Origin of the sequence: Streptomyces sp. NPDC005496 (assembly GCF_042872045.1) — a bacterium.
Taxonomy (GTDB): Bacteria; Actinomycetota; Actinomycetes; order Streptomycetales; family Streptomycetaceae; genus Streptomyces.
This window is the reverse complement of the sequence record NZ_JBIAJQ010000008.1, coordinates 226,834-243,563: the sequence shown is the minus strand read 5'-3', so window position 1 is coordinate 243,563 and position 16,730 is coordinate 226,834. Positions and strand designations below refer to the sequence as shown.

General features: G+C 72.4%; 16 protein-coding genes. 12 read left to right on the top strand and 4 right to left on the bottom strand.

Annotation, left to right across the window (positions count from 1 at the left end):
- The first annotated feature begins 1 nt into the window (after position 1).
- The 12 genes from ACFYQQ_RS25190 (at position 2) to ACFYQQ_RS25135 (ending at position 11,647) form a co-directional block, all read left to right on the top strand.
- Positions 2-1,309 carry an MCE family protein gene (locus ACFYQQ_RS25190; protein WP_356172289.1) on the top strand — a complete coding sequence of 436 codons (1,308 nt, stop codon included), beginning with the start codon at positions 2-4 and terminating at the stop codon, positions 1,307-1,309.
- Positions 1,306-2,364 carry an MlaD family protein gene (locus ACFYQQ_RS25185; RefSeq protein WP_356172292.1) on the top strand — a complete coding sequence of 353 codons (1,059 nt, stop codon included), beginning with the start codon at positions 1,306-1,308 and terminating at the stop codon, positions 2,362-2,364. The genes ACFYQQ_RS25190 and ACFYQQ_RS25185 overlap by 4 nt, the downstream gene beginning before the upstream one ends.
- The gene (locus ACFYQQ_RS25180) at positions 2,361-3,455 is read left to right on the top strand and encodes an MCE family protein (protein ID WP_355789765.1); all 1,095 of its coding nucleotides are present in this window, start codon (positions 2,361-2,363) and stop codon (positions 3,453-3,455) included. Before ACFYQQ_RS25185 ends, ACFYQQ_RS25180 begins: the two co-directional genes overlap by 4 nt.
- Positions 3,452-4,468, top strand: coding sequence for an MCE family protein (locus ACFYQQ_RS25175; protein WP_355789763.1), 1,017 nt, complete (start codon positions 3,452-3,454; stop codon positions 4,466-4,468). The genes ACFYQQ_RS25180 and ACFYQQ_RS25175 overlap by 4 nt, the downstream gene beginning before the upstream one ends.
- Positions 4,468-5,718 carry an MCE family protein gene (locus ACFYQQ_RS25170; RefSeq protein WP_355789770.1) on the top strand — a complete coding sequence of 417 codons (1,251 nt, stop codon included), beginning with the start codon at positions 4,468-4,470 and terminating at the stop codon, positions 5,716-5,718. The genes ACFYQQ_RS25175 and ACFYQQ_RS25170 overlap by 1 nt, the downstream gene beginning before the upstream one ends.
- Positions 5,715-7,013 carry an MCE family protein gene (locus tag ACFYQQ_RS25165; protein WP_356172298.1) on the top strand — a complete coding sequence of 433 codons (1,299 nt, stop codon included), beginning with the start codon at positions 5,715-5,717 and terminating at the stop codon, positions 7,011-7,013. Before ACFYQQ_RS25170 ends, ACFYQQ_RS25165 begins: the two co-directional genes overlap by 4 nt.
- Positions 7,010-7,549 (top strand): hypothetical protein, encoded by a 540-nt coding sequence (locus ACFYQQ_RS25160; protein WP_355782195.1) that lies wholly within the window; start codon positions 7,010-7,012, stop codon positions 7,547-7,549. The genes ACFYQQ_RS25165 and ACFYQQ_RS25160 overlap by 4 nt, the downstream gene beginning before the upstream one ends.
- Positions 7,546-8,301, top strand: coding sequence for a hypothetical protein (locus ACFYQQ_RS25155; RefSeq protein ID WP_388905176.1), 756 nt, complete (start codon positions 7,546-7,548; stop codon positions 8,299-8,301). The genes ACFYQQ_RS25160 and ACFYQQ_RS25155 overlap by 4 nt, the downstream gene beginning before the upstream one ends.
- Before the next feature lie 25 nt (positions 8,302-8,326).
- Positions 8,327-8,866 carry a hypothetical protein gene (locus tag ACFYQQ_RS25150; RefSeq protein WP_356172306.1) on the top strand — a complete coding sequence of 180 codons (540 nt, stop codon included), beginning with the start codon at positions 8,327-8,329 and terminating at the stop codon, positions 8,864-8,866.
- Between the two features lie 47 nt (positions 8,867-8,913).
- Positions 8,914-9,702, top strand: a complete 789-nt coding sequence (locus ACFYQQ_RS25145; protein WP_388905174.1) for a hypothetical protein — start codon at positions 8,914-8,916, stop codon at positions 9,700-9,702.
- A gap of 43 nt (positions 9,703-9,745) precedes the next feature.
- Positions 9,746-10,981, top strand: a complete 1,236-nt coding sequence (locus tag ACFYQQ_RS25140; RefSeq protein ID WP_388905172.1) for a lytic murein transglycosylase — start codon at positions 9,746-9,748, stop codon at positions 10,979-10,981.
- A gap of 111 nt (positions 10,982-11,092) precedes the next feature.
- Positions 11,093-11,647 (top strand): YciI family protein, encoded by a 555-nt coding sequence (locus ACFYQQ_RS25135; RefSeq protein WP_388905170.1) that lies wholly within the window; start codon positions 11,093-11,095, stop codon positions 11,645-11,647.
- Positions 11,648-11,755: 108 nt separating this feature from the next.
- On the opposite strand, the gene ACFYQQ_RS25130 is transcribed toward ACFYQQ_RS25135, so the two are convergent.
- From ACFYQQ_RS25130 to ACFYQQ_RS25115, 4 genes are all read right to left on the bottom strand, one after another.
- Positions 11,756-13,498, bottom strand: coding sequence for an ABC transporter ATP-binding protein (locus ACFYQQ_RS25130; RefSeq protein WP_388905168.1), 1,743 nt, complete (start codon positions 13,496-13,498; stop codon positions 11,756-11,758).
- 183 nt (positions 13,499-13,681) lie between these two features.
- Positions 13,682-14,038, bottom strand: a complete 357-nt coding sequence (locus ACFYQQ_RS25125) for a lasso peptide biosynthesis B2 protein (protein WP_355794247.1) — start codon at positions 14,036-14,038, stop codon at positions 13,682-13,684.
- A gap of 221 nt (positions 14,039-14,259) precedes the next feature.
- On the bottom strand, positions 14,260-14,517 hold the full coding sequence (locus tag ACFYQQ_RS25120) for a lasso peptide biosynthesis PqqD family chaperone (RefSeq protein ID WP_356172320.1): 258 nt from the start codon (positions 14,515-14,517) through the stop codon (positions 14,260-14,262).
- The gene (locus ACFYQQ_RS25115; protein WP_388905166.1) at positions 14,514-16,490 is read right to left on the bottom strand and encodes an asparagine synthase-related protein; all 1,977 of its coding nucleotides are present in this window, start codon (positions 16,488-16,490) and stop codon (positions 14,514-14,516) included. Before ACFYQQ_RS25115 ends, ACFYQQ_RS25120 begins: the two co-directional genes overlap by 4 nt.
- Positions 16,491-16,730 lie beyond the last annotated feature (240 nt).

Here is a 16,730-nt window from a genome sequence, read left to right as displayed (position 1 = left end):
GATGAACGCGGTTCTGCTCCCCGAGGAGCGGCGCGAGACCCGGCAGCCGCCGAAGCGGCGCCGACGGAGCTCGTCCACCGTGGTGCGCCGGTCGGCCGGCCTCGCGTTCCCGCTGGTAACGGCCCTGCTGATCTACGGCACGATCGCCGTCTACGACAAGGAGTTCACCGACTACGACCCGATCACGGTGGAGACCGGCAGCGTCGGCAACGAGATGCACCGGGGCGCCGAGGTCAAACTGCGCGGCGTGGTCGTCGGCGAGGTCCGCGAGATCAGCTCCGCGGGCGACGGGGCCCGGCTCGGCATCGCTCTGCGGCCCGGCGTCCTCGCCGACATCCCGTCGGACGTGCGCGCGCAGATGCTGCCGACCACGTTGTTCGGCGAACGCTACGTCGCCCTCGTACCGCCGGCCGCGCCCTCGCCGACCCGTCTGACCAGGGGTGCCGTCATCCGGCAGGACCGCTCCTCCAGCGCCGTCGAGCTCCAGCAGGTGCTCGACGACGTCCTGCCGATGCTCACGGCGGTACGACCGGCCGAACTGTCCCAGACCCTGTCGGCCGTCTCCCAGGCGTTGGAGGGGCGCGGCGAGCAGCTCGGCGACACCCTCTCCCACCTCGGCCGGCACCTGGCCCGCTTCAACCCCCAGCTCCCCGCCCTCAACAGGGATCTGCAGGAACTCGTGAAAGTGAGCCACGTGTACGCCGACGCGGCGCCCGACATCATCACGGCGCTCACCGACTTCACCACCACGAGCGGCACACTCGCCGAGAAGGAAGGCGACCTGTCCCGGACCTTCGGCGCGACGACGCGCACCGCCGAGGACGTGACCACCTTCCTGCGGCAGAACAAGGACAACATCATCCGGCTCTCCGCGACGTCCCGTCCCACGCTGCGCCTGCTGGCCCAGTACTCCTCGGAGTTCCCCTGCACGCTGCGCACGCTCGCCGAGTTCGTCCCGGAGATGGACAAGGCGCTGGGCAAGGGGACCGACCGGCCGGGGCTGCACGTGGACGTGACCACCGACACGAGCCGCGGCGCGTACACCGCGGGCCGCGACACGCCCGTCTACGACTCCGGCGGCGGTCCGAAGTGCTACCCGGTGCCGTATCTCGGCGCGGCCGCCCGTCCCGCGGCCACGGCGTCCGCCGACGTCGCACAGGATCTCGGCCCGGCCAACTCCCCCCAGGAGAACGCGCTGGTGAACGAACTCATCGCGCCGGCCACCGGGAAGAAGGCCGGCGACCTGCCCGACTGGAGCAGCCTGCTGGTCGGCCCCGTACTGCGCGGAACGGAGGTGACACTGAAGTGACCCGCCCTTCGGACGCGCACATCAGGCGCCGCCCCCTGACCGGGCCGCTCCTGAAATCGCTGATCTTCATCGTGGTCACCGCGCTGGCCACGACCATCCTCGGATACAGCGTCGCCGGCACCGGCGCCGGCTCCTCCGGCCGCACGTACCGGGCACTGTTCAGTGACGTGACCGGGCTGGTCGACGGCGACAGCGTGCGCATCTCCGGCGTCAAGGTCGGCGAGGTCACGGACGTCCGTGTCGTCGACCGCCGCACCGCCCGGGTCACGTTCACCGTGAGCGAGGACCGGACGCTGCCCCGCTCGACGACCGCGGCCGTGAAGTACCTGAACATGGTCGGCCAGCGGTACGTGTCCCTCGACCGCGGCACCGGCCGTCTGTCCGGGACACTCGCGGCCGACTCCACCATCCCGCTGGACCGCACCACGCCCGCGCTCGACCTGACCCTGCTCTTCAACGGGTTCAAGCCGCTGTTCGAGGGGCTGTCGCCCAAGGACGTCAACGAACTGGCCGGTTCCATCGTCCAGGTGCTCCAGGGCGAGGGCGGCACCGTCGAGAGCCTGATGCGGCACATCGGCTCACTGAGCAGCACCGTCGCCGCCAAGGACAAGGTGATCGGCGCGGTCGTCACCAACCTCAACACCGTCCTGAAGACCCTCAACGACCGCGAGACCTCCTTCGACGACCTCGTCGTGACGCTGAAGGAGCTCGTCTCCGGCTTCAACGCCGACCGCAAGCCGCTGGGCCGGGCCGTGACCGCCGTGGGTTCGCTGACCACGGTCACCGCGGACCTGCTCCAGGACGGCCGCGCACCGCTCAAACAGGACATCAAGCAGCTCGGCCGGCTCTCGGACAACCTCGCCGACGGCACCCCCCAGATCGAGAACTTCCTCGACCGGACCCCGGCGAAGCTCACCACGCTGTCGCGGCTGTCGTCGTACGGGTCCTGGTTCAACCTCTACCTGTGCGAGGCGAAGGTGACCGGCGTGCGGACCTCCGACGGCTCCAGGCCGCCCACCGGGATCTCCGTCACGGAATCGAGGTGCGGCGCATGACCGCTCAGGTCCAGGGCCGCCGGCCCGCGCGACGCGCGCCCCGGATCAAGCCCGTGAGGGAACGCAACCCGGTGGCCGTGGCCTTCGCCGGTCTGGCCGCGCTGAGCGTCCTCGGCCTGCTCGCCTACAACGTGCGGGACCTGCCGTTCATCGGGTCCGGCACCACGTACAGCGCCGACTTCAGCGAGGCGGCCGGTCTCAGGGACGGTGACGAGGTGCGGATCGCCGGGGTGAAGGTCGGCGAGGTCACCGGCGTCTCCCTCGACGGCGCGAAGGTCAAGGTGACCTTCGACGTGAAGGACGCCTGGATCGGGGACCGCACGACCGCCGCCATCGCCATCAAGACGCTGCTGGGCGACAAGTACGTGGCGCTCGACCCGCTCGGCGGGTCCCGCCAGAGCCCCGACGTGCCGATCCCGCTGTCCCGCACCACCTCCCCGTACGACGTCACCCAGGCGTTCCAGGACCTCGGCGGAACCATCGACGACATCGACACGAAGCAGCTCGCCGCCGGCTTCGAGACGATCTCGGAGACGTTCGCCGACTCGCCCGCGCACGTCCGCAAGGCCGCGACCGGCCTCTCGGCGCTGTCCAGGACGGTGTCCGAGCGGGACCAGCAGCTGGCGGACCTGCTCAAGGGGAGCAGCAAGTTCACCAAGACGCTCAAGGACCAGAAGTCGAGCTTCGAGAGGCTCATCGACGACGGCGGCCCGCTGCTCGGTGAACTGACCGACCGGCGCGACGCCATCAAGGCGCTGCTGACCGGCAGCCGCAACCTCGGCAAGGAGCTGCGCGGTCTCGTCGACGACAACGACAAGCAGCTCGGCCCCACCCTCAAGGCGCTCGGCCGGGTGACCGGCGTGCTGGAGGCCAACAGCGACCAGCTCGACCGGACCCTGGCTCTCGTCGGCCCCTACTACCGGCTCGTCGGCAACACCCTGGGCAGCGGCCGCTGGTTCGACAGCTACCTGTGCGGGGTCGTCCCGCCGGAGTACCTGCCCGAGCCCTCCCGGCCGAGGTCCGGCTGCGTGCCGCCGCGGATGACGGGCGCCGGGCAGTCGCCCGCGTCCACGAAGGGGGGCCGGTCATGACCAGGCGCAGAACTCTCCTCGCGGCCGGGGCCGCCATGGCGGTGCTGGCCGGCGGCCTGACCGTCACCACGCTGGCCGACGACTCCAGCGGCATCCGGCTCACCGCCTACTTCGACCGGGCCGTCGGCGTGTACCCCGGTTCGGACCTGCGCATCCTCGGGGTCCGCGTCGGTGAGGTGGAGTCCGTGCGTCCGCAGGGCACCAAGGTCCGGGTACGGCTCGAACTCGACGAGGGCGTACAGGTGCCTGTCGGCGCGCACGCCGTCGTCGTCGCGCCCAGCGTCGTCGCCGACCGGTACGTCCAGCTGACCCCGGCCTACCGCTCCGGACCCCGCCTCGATGACGACGCCGTGCTCGACGCGGCCGGCAACCGCACTCCGATGGAGATCGACCAGCTCTACGACCAGATCACCGAGCTGAGCAGGACGCTCGGCCCGGAGGGTGTGAACTCCGAGGGGGCCCTGAACAAGCTGCTCGCCACCGGCGCCGCCAACCTCGACGGCAACGGCGCCGCGATCGGTGACACCGTCGAGCAGTTCGGCAAGGCGGCCAAGACCCTGGACGGCAGCAGCGACGACCTGTTCACCACCCTCAGCCAGCTCCAGTCGTTCACGACCATGCTGAAGAAGAAGGACACCGGCGTCCGTACCGCTCAGGAACGCCTCGACGAGATCGTCGGCTTCTTCGCCGACAACAAGGACGACCTGACCGACGCGCTGAAGGAACTCGGCATCGCCCTCGGTCAGGTCAAGACCTTCATCAAGGACAACCGGGGCGAGCTGAAGAAGAACGTGGACAAGCTCGTGCCCGTCACCCAGGCGCTCGTGAGGCAGCGGGCGTCCCTGGCGGAGGCCATGGACGTGGCGCCGCTCGCCGCGGGCAACCTGGTGGCCGCCTACGACCCGGACACGCGCCGGCTCAACGGGCGCGCCGACCTCAACGAGATCAGCGTGCTGCCGCTGCCGGTCGCGGGTGGCGGCGCCGCGTCCTCGTCGGGGGGAGCGGGCCGATGATGCGCAGAAAGACACGTGAGGACTCGGCGGAGGTCAGCCGCGGCGCGACCAGCGCGGGCGTGGTCACCGGCTCCAGCCTGCGCGGCCTCATCGCCGTCGGAATCGGCCTCGTGCTGACCGTCGGGGCCGCGGTGGTGGTGCTGCCCGGCTTCGACGGCATCGAGAACGTGCCACTGCCCGGAGGCGCCGACCTGGGCTCCCACCCGTACCGCGTCACCGCGGACCTGGACGACGTACTGAGCCTGGTCCCCCAGGCCGCGGTGAAGGTCGACGACGTCGCCGTCGGCCGCGTCACCCGGATCGAACTGAACGACGACTGGTCGGCGCGCGTCACCCTGGAGATCAACGGGTCGGTACGACTGCCCAAGAACGCGGGCGCCCGGCTGGAGCAGTCCAGCCTGCTCGGCGAGAAGTACATCCAGCTCGTGGCGCCGCCGACGTCGGACGCCACGGGACGGCTCGCCGACGGAAGTGTCATCCCCGCCTCGCGCACCAACCGCAACACCGAGGTCGAGGAGGTGTTCGGCGCCCTGTCGCTGCTGCTCAACGGCGGCGGCGTCAACCAGCTGAAGACGATCACCACAGAGCTGAACTCCGCGCTCGGGGGCCGCGAACCGCAGATCCGGTCGACCCTGAGACGGGTCGACGAGCTGGTCACCGAACTGGACCGGCACCGGGGCGACATCACCGGCGCACTCGACGGCGTCAACCGGCTGGCATCGACCCTCGCCACACGCAAGAAGGACGTCAGCACCGTCCTGACCGACCTCTCCCCCGGGCTCAAGACGCTGGAGCACCAGCGCGGCTCCCTGCTGACCATGCTGCGCTCGCTCGACACGCTGTCCGACACCGCCGTCTCCACCGTCAACGCGAGCAAGGACGACATGATCGCCGATCTCAAGGCCATCGCCCCCAGCCTGAAGGCACTGGCCGACGCGGGGACCGACCTGCCCGACTCGCTGGAGGTCCTGCTGACGTACCCGTTCACCGACGAGGTGCTCAGCGGGGTGAAGGGCGATTACCTGAACGTCTATCTGACGATGACCGCGCCCAGGGACACGGTCGTCATCCCGCCGCTGATCCCCGCACCGTCGTCGCCCTCGCCCACCCCGTCCCCCACGGCCGACCCGCCCGACGCGCCGTCGGAGCCGTCCGCCCGCAGGGCGTCACCGCTGCCGCTGCCGTCGGTCAGCACCGTGCCGGCGGGCCCAGGCCGGGCCACGGCCACCGCGGGAGGTGAGGACCGGTGATCACTCGGGCCGTCTGGCTGAAGAACATCGCCTTCCTCGCCCTGTCCGTCACCGTGCTCGGATTCCTCGGTGTCCGGTACGCCGACCTCGGCCGGTACGTCGGAGTCGCCGACTACTACACGGTCGACGTCGAACTCCCCTCCACCGGCGGCCTGTTCACGCACTCCGACGTCACGTACCGCGGCGTGTCGGTGGGCAGGGTCGGGCCGTTGGAGCTGACCGACGACGGAGTGGTGGCACAGCTGCGCATCAAGAAGTCGGCGCCCCGTATCCCCGCGGACACCCAGGCCGTGGTGGCGAGCCTGTCGGCGGTCGGCGAACAGTACATCGATCTGCGGCCGGCCGCAGACACCGGTCCGTATCTCGTGGACGGCTCCCACGTGGACCGCGCGGACACCCGGGTTCCGGCACCCGTGACGGACGTCCTCACCAGCGTCGACGACCTCGTAAGGTCGGTACCGCTGGACGATCTGCGCACGGTGGTCGACGAGTTCGGCAAGGCATTCGAGGGCCGGGGCGACGACCTGGAGGTGCTGCTGGACAGCAGCACCTCGTTCGTCGACGCGGCCGACGACGCGCTGCCGGCCACGACGCGGCTCATCACCGACGCGGAGACGGTCCTGCGGACCCAGGCCGAAGAGGGCGAGGCGATCAGGGACTTCGGATCCGGGGCGGTCGAACTGGCCCGCGCCCTCAAGGGCTCGGACACCGACCTGCGTCGGCTGCTGGCCACCGCTCCGGACGCGACGGCCCAGGTCAGCGGACTGCTGCGGGACGTCGATCCGAGCCTCGGCGTGGTCCTGGCCAATCTCCTGACCACCTCGCAGGTCGCGGTCACCCGGCAGCGCGGCGTCGAGGAACTCCTGGTGAAGTACCCGGCCGCGGTCGCCGCCGGCGCCACCGCTGTCGACGGGGGGAAGCTCAACCTCGGTCTGGCGCTGACGTTCTTCAAGCCGCTGCCCTGCACCGAGGGCTACGGCGCCACCCGCTACCGCAACGGGCTCGACCTCGGGACGGCGCCCGCGCTCAACACCGGCGCCTCCTGCACCGCTTCCCCGTCGAGCGGCGTCAACGTGCGCGGCTCGGCGAACGCTCCGAGCGGGGGCGGCGTACCGGCACCGGCCCGGCCCGGTTCTCTGCCGTCGGGTTCCGCGGCGCCCTCGGTAACGGCGCCGGGCACATCGCAGCACGCCTCCGCCGCACTGCCCGGCGCCCTGGCCCTGCCCGACACGGGTGACACCTCACCGAGCGGCATGGCCGGTCTCCTGGGCCTCGGCACCGGGGGTGACCGATGAGGCGGGCCCGCGCGCTGGCCGGCGCGGGGCTGGCCGTGGCCCTCGCTTTCTGCGCCACGGGGGCCTGGACGTACGCCCAGGCCCGGAGCGACGACACCCTCGCCTACGGGCGGGCACGGGACACCGCGCTGGACGACGGACGGCACGCTCTCGCCGTACTGAACACCCTCGACGCCTCGACGCAGAAACGCGCCGAGGTCGGCGTACGCGCATGGCGGACCGTCGCCACGGGACCCCTGCGCGACGAACTGGGCACCACCCGCGCGCGGCAGGGGCCCTCGGCGCGCGGCACCGTCACGGAAGCCGCCGTCACCGCGCTCGACACCCGGGCGGGCACGGCGAAGCTGATCGCGACGGTGCGGGTCGACGTCACGCCCGTCGGGTCGAGGACCGCCACCCCACAACGCAAGCGGCTGGAGGCCGTCCTGGCGCGTGACGGCGACGGGCGGTGGCGGGTGCGGGCCCTCGGCGCCATCCCGCAGGCGGGCGACGGCGCGAGCGAGTCACCCGCCCCGAGGAAGGGGGGTACGCGGTGAACCGGCTGTGGGGCGGAGCCCGCACCGCGTCGCGGGAGAACGCCGAGGACGCGGCGGCCCCCCTCACGAACGAACCCTCGGACACCACGCCCGCGGCGGACACCCCGAGGCCCACGTCCGAGACGGACACCCCGGGGGCCACGCCGGCGGCGGACACGGCCGGGTCCACGTCCGACGCGGCGGAACACCAGGAGAGCGACGACGGGAATGACACGCCCGGGGAACCCGACGACGCCCGGCGTACCGGTCTCGCGGCCGGCCGTCGCGGGATCGCCCTCATCGCGCTGGCCGCCGTCCTGCTCGTGACCGGCGGCGGGTTCCTGTACGAGGCCCACCGGCTCCGGTCCACGCCGTCCGCCGAGAACCATGCCCTCACGGACGCCGAGGCCACCAACCGCGTCGCCGGCGATGTCGACGACGCCCTGGCACGGATCTTCTCGTACACCCCGAAGGGCACCGACGCAACCGAGGAATCGGCACGTTCGGTGCTCACGGGACGGGCCGCCAGGCAGTACGGGGAGCTGTTCGACCGGGTCCGGTCGGACCTGGCCGAGCAGAAGGTCAGCCTGACCACGGCCGCCGTCCGCACCGGCGTGGTCGACCTGCGCGACGGAACGGCGAAGCTGCTCGTCTTCCTCGACCAGACCTCACGACGCGGCGACGCGAAGGAGAGTCACGCGGCCGCCCAACTGACCGTCACGGCCCGCTTCGTGAACGACCGCTGGCGCATCGCCGACATCCAGACCCGCTGACCCCAGCGCGAGACGGGAGCACCTGATGAGAAACCCGGTACGGGCCCTGACGGGACGGCGGGCCGTACCCGCCGCGGCCCTCGCCCTCGCCCTGGCGGCCGGAGGCACCGCCGTGTGGGCCGGCACCGACTGGTACCGGGCCGCGCACGACGACTCCGCCGCCTACGCGGTCCAGCGCGACCGGGCACTGGCGGCGGGCGAACAGGCCGTGCAGAACCTCAACACCCTCGACCACCGCAAGGTGGACGACGGCCTGGACCTGTGGGAATCCTCGACCACCGGTGACCTGCACGAGCAACTCGTCGACGGGCGTGCCGCGTTCGCCAAGCAGGTGAAGGCGGCCGGGACGATCACCACCGCACGCGTGCTGTCCGGCGCCGTGACCGAACTCGACGAACGTGCGGGCCGCGCCCGTGTCCTGGTCGCCCTGCGCGTCACCGTCAGGGCCTCGTCCGGCAGCACCGACAAGGACAGCCGGATGCTCGGTGAACTCACCCGCACGGGCGGCCGGTGGAAACTCAGCGACCTCGGCCAGGCACCCGTGGGTTCGGCGGCGAGCGACTGAGCCCCGCACGCCCCGTCACCCGGCCGCACCGAGAGGACCCGCGCACCATGTCCAGCACCCGGCACCACATCAACCACCAGCGCCGCCGCCAGGCCCGCGCCGACCGGCCCCGTACCGCCGCGGAATCCCGCCCCACGGCGGGCACCGTCACGCAGGACCCGCCGAGGCCGGCGAACGAGGGGGCGCGCCGGTTCATCCGGGTCCCCCTCATCTCACCCCCCACGGTCGGCACCGCACCACGCCGGGACACCGGGCCGGATGCCGATGACGCCCCGGACAAGCCCGCGGGCGCCATGAGCGGTCCGCGCCGCACCCCCTACGTCGTGGGCGCCTTGTGCGTACTGACGCTGCTGCTCGGCGGTTTCGCGGGGTGGGCCCACTCCCGGGCCGAGACGCTGCGGGAACAGCCCGAACGCCGGAACACGGCACTCACCGACAGCGCCGCCACCAGTGAGATCAAGGGCCAGACCTCGCGCGCGGTGGCCGCGCTCTTCTCGTACGACCACGCCGACCCGGCCGCCTTCGACGAGGCCGCCCGCAAGCTGCTCACCGGAAGGGCCGTCGCGCAGCACCGTGACCTCTTCGCGAAGGTGCGCGACCGCGCGGCCGAGCAGAAGGCCGTCATCACGACGACGGTCACCGACAGCGGTGTGGAGCGGATCGACGGTGACCGTGCCCGGGTCCTCGTCTACGCCGACCAGAGCAGCGTCAGCACCGCCGCCAAGAGCGCCAAGACCGACGACCAGGGCACGTACGCGGGCGCCGTGCTCGCCGTGGACGTGGTGCGCCGTGACGGACGGTGGCTGGTCTCCGGCATCGACACGTTCGGCCGCTGACGCCGCCGACCGGTCGGTACTCCCCCATCGACAGGAGTTTGAGATGTCAGCACTGCGTCTGCCACGTCCGTCCGTCCGTACCCGCAAGGGTGTGCGGACGACCGCGATCGCCGTCGCGGCACTGGCGGTCCTCACCGCTTCCCGCGCTCCCGAGACCGTGAGCGGCGGCACGGAGCACCGCGCCGCGCCCGCCGCCGATCAGGACGGCCCCGCCTGGACGGGGTCCGCGACTCCCGGGGCCGAGACGCCGGGCGACGGTTCCTACCACACGGAACTCCCCCCGCTGGTCAGCCCGGACCTGCCCGCGTCGGTCCGGCTCCCGGCCGCGTACGCCGCCCAGTCGGGCATCCCGGCGACGGTGTTACGTGCCTACCGGGCGGCTGAGACCGCGGTGGCCCGTACGGACCCGCGCTGCCGGCTGCCCTGGGAACTGCTCGCCGCGATCGGCAAGGTGGAGTCGGGACACGCCGGGGGCGGTGCCGTCACGGCCGACGGCACCACGCGCGGGCGGATCACCGGACCGGCGCTCGACGGCCACGGGTTCGCGCTGATCCGTGACAGCGACGGCGGATCTCTGGACGGGGACACGGTGTACGACCGGGCGGTGGGTCCGATGCAGTTCCTGCCATCGACCTGGCACCACTGGGGTGCCGACGGCAACCGGGACGGCGTCCGCGACCCGAGCAACGTCTTCGACGCGGCACTGGCCGCCGGGCACTACCTGTGCGCCGGAAGCCGCGACCTCTCGCGCGCCGGGGACCTCGACGCCGCCGTACTCGGCTACAACCACTCCGACGCGTATCTGCGGACCGTGCGGCAGTGGTTCGCCTTCTACCGCACGGGCGCGCACACGGTGCCCGACGGCAAGGGGGTCGTGCCGCACAGCCCGGGCGCGGGCGGCAGGACACCCGCCACCAAGCCGGTCGACGACGGTCCGGACGGCGGTGGCGTCGTCGTCGGTCCCGACCCGTCGGAGTCCGGCGGTCCGAGCGCCACGCCCAAGCCGACACCGTCGCCGAGCGCGACGCACGGCCCGACGGCCACGCCGACGCCGCCCGCCGGGTCCCCCTCACCCACGCCCGGTCCGACGGACACGGGCACGCCCACGGATCCGGGGGAGACGACCCCGCCGACAAACTGCCCGACGGCCACGACGGCCCCGAGCCCCGGCCCCTCGGCTCCCGAACCCGCCCCGACCTGCCCCGGCACCACCCCGTCCCCCACGCAGTCTCCGTCGCCGAGCGCGACAGCCGCGGCGGAGACGGGAGCCGCGCGCTGACGCCGCCGCCCGGATTCCGGCGGACCGCACGGGCCGGCTCCGTGCCGCCGGCCGCGGGCCGGCCCTTCAAGTCGGTTGAGTCGTGAGGCTGAGTGGGACAGAGTCCGGGGCATGGAGTTCTTCTGCTTCCACCGCGACCGTCCCGACTCCGCAGCCCTGCGCGACAAGCTGCTGGAAGCGCACTGGTCCTACATGGACCAGTACGCGGCGGAGATGATCGCCCGTGGCCCCACCCTCACCGACGACGGTGCCGCCGCGACCGGCAGCGTGCACATCGTGGACCTGCCGGATGCCGCCGCCGCCCGCGCGTTCGCCTTCGAGGAGCCCAACTACCAGGCGGGCGTGTACCGGGACGTGCTGCTGTTCCGGTGGCGCAACACGCTGGGGCGCACGATGTGGGACTTCCCCGGCGGTCGGACCGGCGGCAAGCGGTACTTGGTGCTCGGCCTCGGTTCGGGGCACGACGCCGCCGACCTCGCCCTTCCCACCGGTCCGGCCGAGCCGATCGCGTACGGGCCGCTGCTGTCCGACACGGGCACCACCTGGCTGGGCACGGCCGCACTCGTCCGGGCACCCGATCCAGCCTCGGCACGCTCCGTCCTGACCGCCGACCGGTACGCCGAAGTAGAGGTGCACGACTGGCAGTTCGGTGGACGACCCACATGAAGCGGCGACCGTCACGAGCCAGTGGCCTCGCGAACCAGTGACCGTCCCGAGCAAGTGACGGTCACGAGCCGGTGACCGGCACCTGCCTACGCCCGAACTACCGGGGTCTCAAAGGCCCGCCGGGCGTGGTGCGGACGCGAGGCGCCGGTAGAGCGCGTCGGAGGCGAGCAGTTGGGCGTGGGTCCCGGCGGCACGGACCCGGCCGGAGTCCAGGACGAGGATGTGGTCCGCCGTGGTGACCGTCGACAGCCGGTGGGCGATCACCAGGACCGTGGTCGTACGGCTGACCTCCGCGAGGGTCTCGTGCAGCGCGGCCTCGTTGGCCGCGTCGAGCTGCGACGTCGCCTCGTCCAGGAGCAGCAGCCCCGGACGGCGCAGCAGCGCGCGGGCGACGGCCACGCGCTGACGTTCACCGCCCGACAGGGTGCCGCCGCGGTGACCGATGGGCGTGTCGAGGCCGTACGGCAGCCGTGCCACCAGCGTCTCCAGACGCGTCCGGCGCAGGACCTCCGCGATGTCGGGGTCACCCGCGTCGGGCGCGCTGAGCAACAGGTTCTCCCGCAGGGTGCCCGACAGGATCGGGGCGTCCTGCTCGACGTAGCCGATGAGCGCCCGCAACTCCGCCAGCGGCCGTTCCCCGATGTCCTCACCGTCGATGAGGATGCGCCCGCCGTCCGGCCGGTGGAACCGCTCGATGAGTGAGAAGACGGTGGTCTTGCCCGCCCCCGAGGGCCCAACCAGGGCGGTGGTCGCGCGGGCCGGCACGGTGAAGCTCAACTCCCGGTGCACAGGAGGGATTTCGGGCCCGTAGGTGAAGGTGACCTTGTCGAAAGCGACCTGGACCGGCTCATGGCCCGCCTGCCCGGCCCTCGGAGAGGTTGGCGGTCCGACCGGTTCGGTCTCCATGTCGTAGACCTCTCCGATGCGGACCGCGGCGGCACTCCCGGCCTGGAACAGGCCGAGTGCTTCCACCAGTTGGCCGATCCGGGGTGCGAGGGCGAAGACGTACAGCAGGAAGGCGACCAGGGTCGACACGGTGATGGCTCCCGTCGCCACCCGCGCTCCTCCGACGCCGAGCACGACGAGGAAGGACAGTTGCACCGCGACCGTCGAGGCGGTGGCCGACAGTGCCTGCCACCAGGCTGCCCTGGTGCCCGCCACCCGGGCGCCCTCGGCCGCCTCGTGCAACCGAGCGGTCTCACGTACCTCCGCACCCGAGGCCTTGACGGTCCGCAGGGCGCCCAGGGTGCGTTCCAGTTGGGCCGCCATGTGCCCCACCGCTTCCTGCGCCTGCCGTGAGGCACGTGCGATACGCGGCGCCACGGCCGCGACCGCGACGCCGATCACGGCGATGGTGGCCAGGGTGATCCCGAGGAGCAACGGGTCGAGAAGCGCCATCAGTACGAGCGTGGCCACCATCACCAGGAATCCGCTGCCCGCGGAGGCGAGCGAGCGGGTGGCGACCTGCCGAAGGAGCGTGGTGTCCGAGGTCACCCGCGAGATGAGCTGACCGGGATCGGTGCGGTTGAACTCGGTCACGCACAGGCGCAGCAGGCGCTCGGACAGCCGTCGGCGGGCCGTGCAGGCCACGGACTCCGCCGTGCGCTCCAGTACGTAGTGGCCCAGGGCCGCGACGACCGCGCCCGCCACGACCAGGGCGCTGAGCAGCGTCAGGGTTCCGAGTGCCGGGTGCCCCCGGTCGAGTGCCTCCACCATCTGCTTGGCGACCATCGGCTGGGCCAGCGCCAGCACACTGCCGACGAGGGACAGCAGGCTCCCGGCCACGATCCCGGTGCGGTGGGGCCGCAGATGGGCGGTGAGCTTCCACGGACGCGCGGGAGCCTCCGCCACCCCTCCGTGCGCGTCCTCGGCACCTCCAGGAGCACCCTCGGTCCGTTCAGGACCGTCCTTGGGCTGTGCGGGCCTGTCCGGACGCGGCGAGGTGACGGGCTGGTGTGGCTCCGAGGACCGGTGCCGGGACTGGGGTTGCGGCTGGCGCGGGGGCTGGGGCTGGGAAGAGGCGGCCACGCCCGCTCAGTCCACCGTGAGGAAGCGCTGGAAGTACTCGGCCGGCGCGCCCTCGCCGACCAGTTCGCCCTCCGCCTCCACCCACGCGTGCGCGGCGAACGGCGGATGGGTGCGCACGCCGACACACCACGTGGGCCACTGACCACGTGAACGGCACAGCAGCACGGTGGCCAACGACCGGGCGAGACACCCTTGTTGGCCTCCCGCGGCCAGGCTCACGGCGAGCACGGTCGCACGCGCCCGGGCGGCTTCCTCAAGCGTCGCCGGGCGCGCTCCTCGACGTAGCCGCACAAGTACCGCGCGGATGCGCACCGGTGGCTGCCTGGCCAGCAGGTGTGCGAGAGCGACGGCCAGCCGGGTCATGAACCGCGGACCGGGTGGAACGGAACGAGGGTCGTGGGGAACGACCTGCGAGGTGGACACGTATGCCTTCCCTCCGGGGGACACGGTCTCAGGACAGGAGCCTTATGGACAAAGGGATTTGGAGACACGAGCACTGAGTGAGCGAGGCGCCGCGGCTCTCCTGAGACCGCAGCGCCGCTAGCCGGGTCCCCGAGGCGGCGGCCTCCGAGGGGCTTCGTCCGTCAGGCGCCCAGGAGTTGGGCCATGCGGAGCTCGTCCAGGATGCGGTCGATGTCCTCCTCGACCTGCTCGGCGCTCACCGCGTACTTCTCGGTGAGCGTCGACACCGCCTGCTCCCTCGTCATGCCTTCGAGCAGCGTGCGGACTATGAGGGCCGCGGTCGGATTGAGTGTGAAGTACTCCCCGCTGTTCTGGTCGAGCAGTGCCATGCCGTACTCGGTGTCGGCGGTCACCACTCCGGGGCGCAGTGTCATCGTCATGCCGTAGGACCTCCTGCGTCGGTTTCCGCGGCCCCCAGCGGGCCGTGGGAGCTTTCACCCGCGCGGCCGCCGTCCCCCGGGCGCCCGGTGTGTCCGGGGCGCCCGACATCGGCCGGGGCGGTGTCGTCGCCGGAGCGCGGGGCCTCGCCCGGGCGCCGGCTCTCGCGTGAACGCAGCCACACCTCGCAGCCGACCGTCGGATGCAAAAGCGCGCTCTCGAGGTCGGCCGCGAGTGGCCGGAGGCACCAGGCGCGCAGCGCGTCGACGTCGACGAGTCCGAGCCGGTCGAGTCGCGAGTCCTCCCAGAGGGCGAGCAGCGAGGCCCGGTGGCGGCGCAGCCCGGTCTCCTCCTCGAACGCGGCGTGGGCCTTGGTGGTGCGGTGACGGCTGGTCTCGGGGACGACCCCGCGCATCGCCTCCTCGATGAGGGGCTTGTAACGCCAGGGGGTGACCCGTTCCTCCGGCCGTACGGCGAGTGCGGCCTCGACGAGCGCGTCGTCGTAGTAGGGCGAGGCGAAGGTGGTGCCGAGGGGTTCGGACATCTGGTCGACGTGCCGCGAGAAGCGGGCGAGGGTGCGCAGGGTGGCGAGCTCGCGGTGCCCGCCGTGCCCGGTGTCCAGCGGTTTCGCGGTCCCGGCCTCTTCGAGGACGAGGTCGCGGACGGCGTCCACCGCTCGGGCCGTGGCCCAGGGCGGCAGCCTCGGCGGGATGCCCCACTCGAACATGGGCGCCGACATGTCGGGCTGCGGGCAGGTGAGGTCCCGGGCCACGAGCCGCAGCCAACTCCCGTAATCCTGCCGGTCGAACAGCTGGCGCAGTGCCGCGCGCCGGGACCAGCGGTGCTTCGAGGTGAAGCCGCGGGTGTGCCGCCAGGCCGTACGCGGGTGGCGGGCCAGGAGGCCGTGGACGTGCGCGGAGGCGCCGCTGAACAGCTCGTCGCCGCCCATCCCGCTCAGGTGCAGGGGTGAACCGTGCCGGGCGGCCTGCTCGACGATGTACATGCGCCGGTGCCGGTTGACGGTGTAGAGCGACGGCGTGTCCAGGATGTCGTCGAGGGTGTCCACACCGTCGAAGGTCAGGGGTACCAACTGGGCGGGCACCACATGGTGTTCGACTCCCCCGAGTGCCTCGACCGTGCGTCGCGCACAGGTGACGTCGTCGCCCAGCACGTCGTGGACCGCGGCGGTGTACGCGACGAGCTTCACCTCGGCCCGTACGGCGGTGCAGACCACGGCGGTGGAGTCGACACCGCCGAGGTCGGCGCTGATCAGGTCGTGGCCACCGGTCCTGGCCGCCACGGCGGCGGCCAGCCGGTCGCGGACCAGCCGGGCGCCCTCGGTCAGCGGCAGTTCGGGTGGGGGCGGGGACCAGCACCGGCCGGTACGGGCATTCCCGTCCCCGTCGAGCCGCAGACGCCGGTCACCGGGCAGGACATCGACGCCGTGCCAGACGCTCTGAGCCGTCAAGGGGTGCAGGATGCCGGGGCTGAGGAGCTGGACGGCCAGCCGGCGTTCGTCCAGGTCCGCGCCGACGAGGTCGGCGAGGACGTCGGCGCGGTCGGAGGCGAGGTGGGCACGGGACGGACGCGCTGCGGCGAAGAAGACGGTGCGCACGCCGCTGACGGGGCCGCGGACGAGGACCTGCCCGTCGAGGCTCGCGAGCAGGTGGTGACTGCCGGGCCACCGGGCGGCAATGCGCTCGACGCCCGCCGACGAGCCGGTACGCGCGGCGCGTTCGGCTTCCTCTGCCGTCACGGCGTGCTGCCCGATCACGGCGACGCGGCTGCCTCCGCACCGTGCCGTCGTCAAGGTCCGCGCGGACCACCGGCCGATCAGCCAGGGCCGGCCGGAGGCGTGCGGGAGCTCCTGCGACGCGCAGGACCGCAGCCGCGCCGCCTGACCGGCGACGGCGTCGGTGTCCGGGAGCACCACGAACCAGCTGGACGTGGTGGGAAATGAGGTACCAATCGCCATGGGCGGGCCCCTCCGCTCGGTGCGTGTCCGTGATGTACGGGCGAGTCGACACATGCCCGCGGACACGGGAGGTCGACGTGCTCCGCAGTACACGGGGAGTCGACGCGTGCCCGTGATGTACGGGCGAGTTGACGCGTGTCCGTGGTGGTGCACGGGCGAGCGTGGGCGGCACGAGGCCGCCCACGCTCATGACCGTCCGCCCGTCCCACGCCACCCGCTCACGCCGGCGACGAGGGAGGA

Coding starts and splice junctions, on each gene's coding strand:
- ACFYQQ_RS25190 (WP_356172289.1), top strand. CDS start 2: ATGAACGCGGTTCTGCTCCCCGAGGAGCGGCGCGAGACCCGGCAGCCG.
- ACFYQQ_RS25180 (WP_355789765.1), top strand. CDS start 2,361: ATGACCGCTCAGGTCCAGGGCCGCCGGCCCGCGCGACGCGCGCCCCGG.
- ACFYQQ_RS25175 (WP_355789763.1), top strand. CDS start 3,452: ATGACCAGGCGCAGAACTCTCCTCGCGGCCGGGGCCGCCATGGCGGTG.
- ACFYQQ_RS25170 (WP_355789770.1), top strand. CDS start 4,468: ATGCGCAGAAAGACACGTGAGGACTCGGCGGAGGTCAGCCGCGGCGCG.
- ACFYQQ_RS25160 (WP_355782195.1), top strand. CDS start 7,010: ATGAGGCGGGCCCGCGCGCTGGCCGGCGCGGGGCTGGCCGTGGCCCTC.
- ACFYQQ_RS25150 (WP_356172306.1), top strand. CDS start 8,327: ATGAGAAACCCGGTACGGGCCCTGACGGGACGGCGGGCCGTACCCGCC.
- ACFYQQ_RS25145 (WP_388905174.1), top strand. CDS start 8,914: ATGTCCAGCACCCGGCACCACATCAACCACCAGCGCCGCCGCCAGGCC.
- ACFYQQ_RS25140 (WP_388905172.1), top strand. CDS start 9,746: ATGTCAGCACTGCGTCTGCCACGTCCGTCCGTCCGTACCCGCAAGGGT.
- ACFYQQ_RS25135 (WP_388905170.1), top strand. CDS start 11,093: ATGGAGTTCTTCTGCTTCCACCGCGACCGTCCCGACTCCGCAGCCCTG.
- ACFYQQ_RS25125 (WP_355794247.1), bottom strand. CDS start 14,038: ATGACCCGGCTGGCCGTCGCTCTCGCACACCTGCTGGCCAGGCAGCCA.
- ACFYQQ_RS25120 (WP_356172320.1), bottom strand. CDS start 14,517: ATGACGATGACACTGCGCCCCGGAGTGGTGACCGCCGACACCGAGTAC.
- ACFYQQ_RS25115 (WP_388905166.1), bottom strand. CDS start 16,490: ATGGCGATTGGTACCTCATTTCCCACCACGTCCAGCTGGTTCGTGGTG.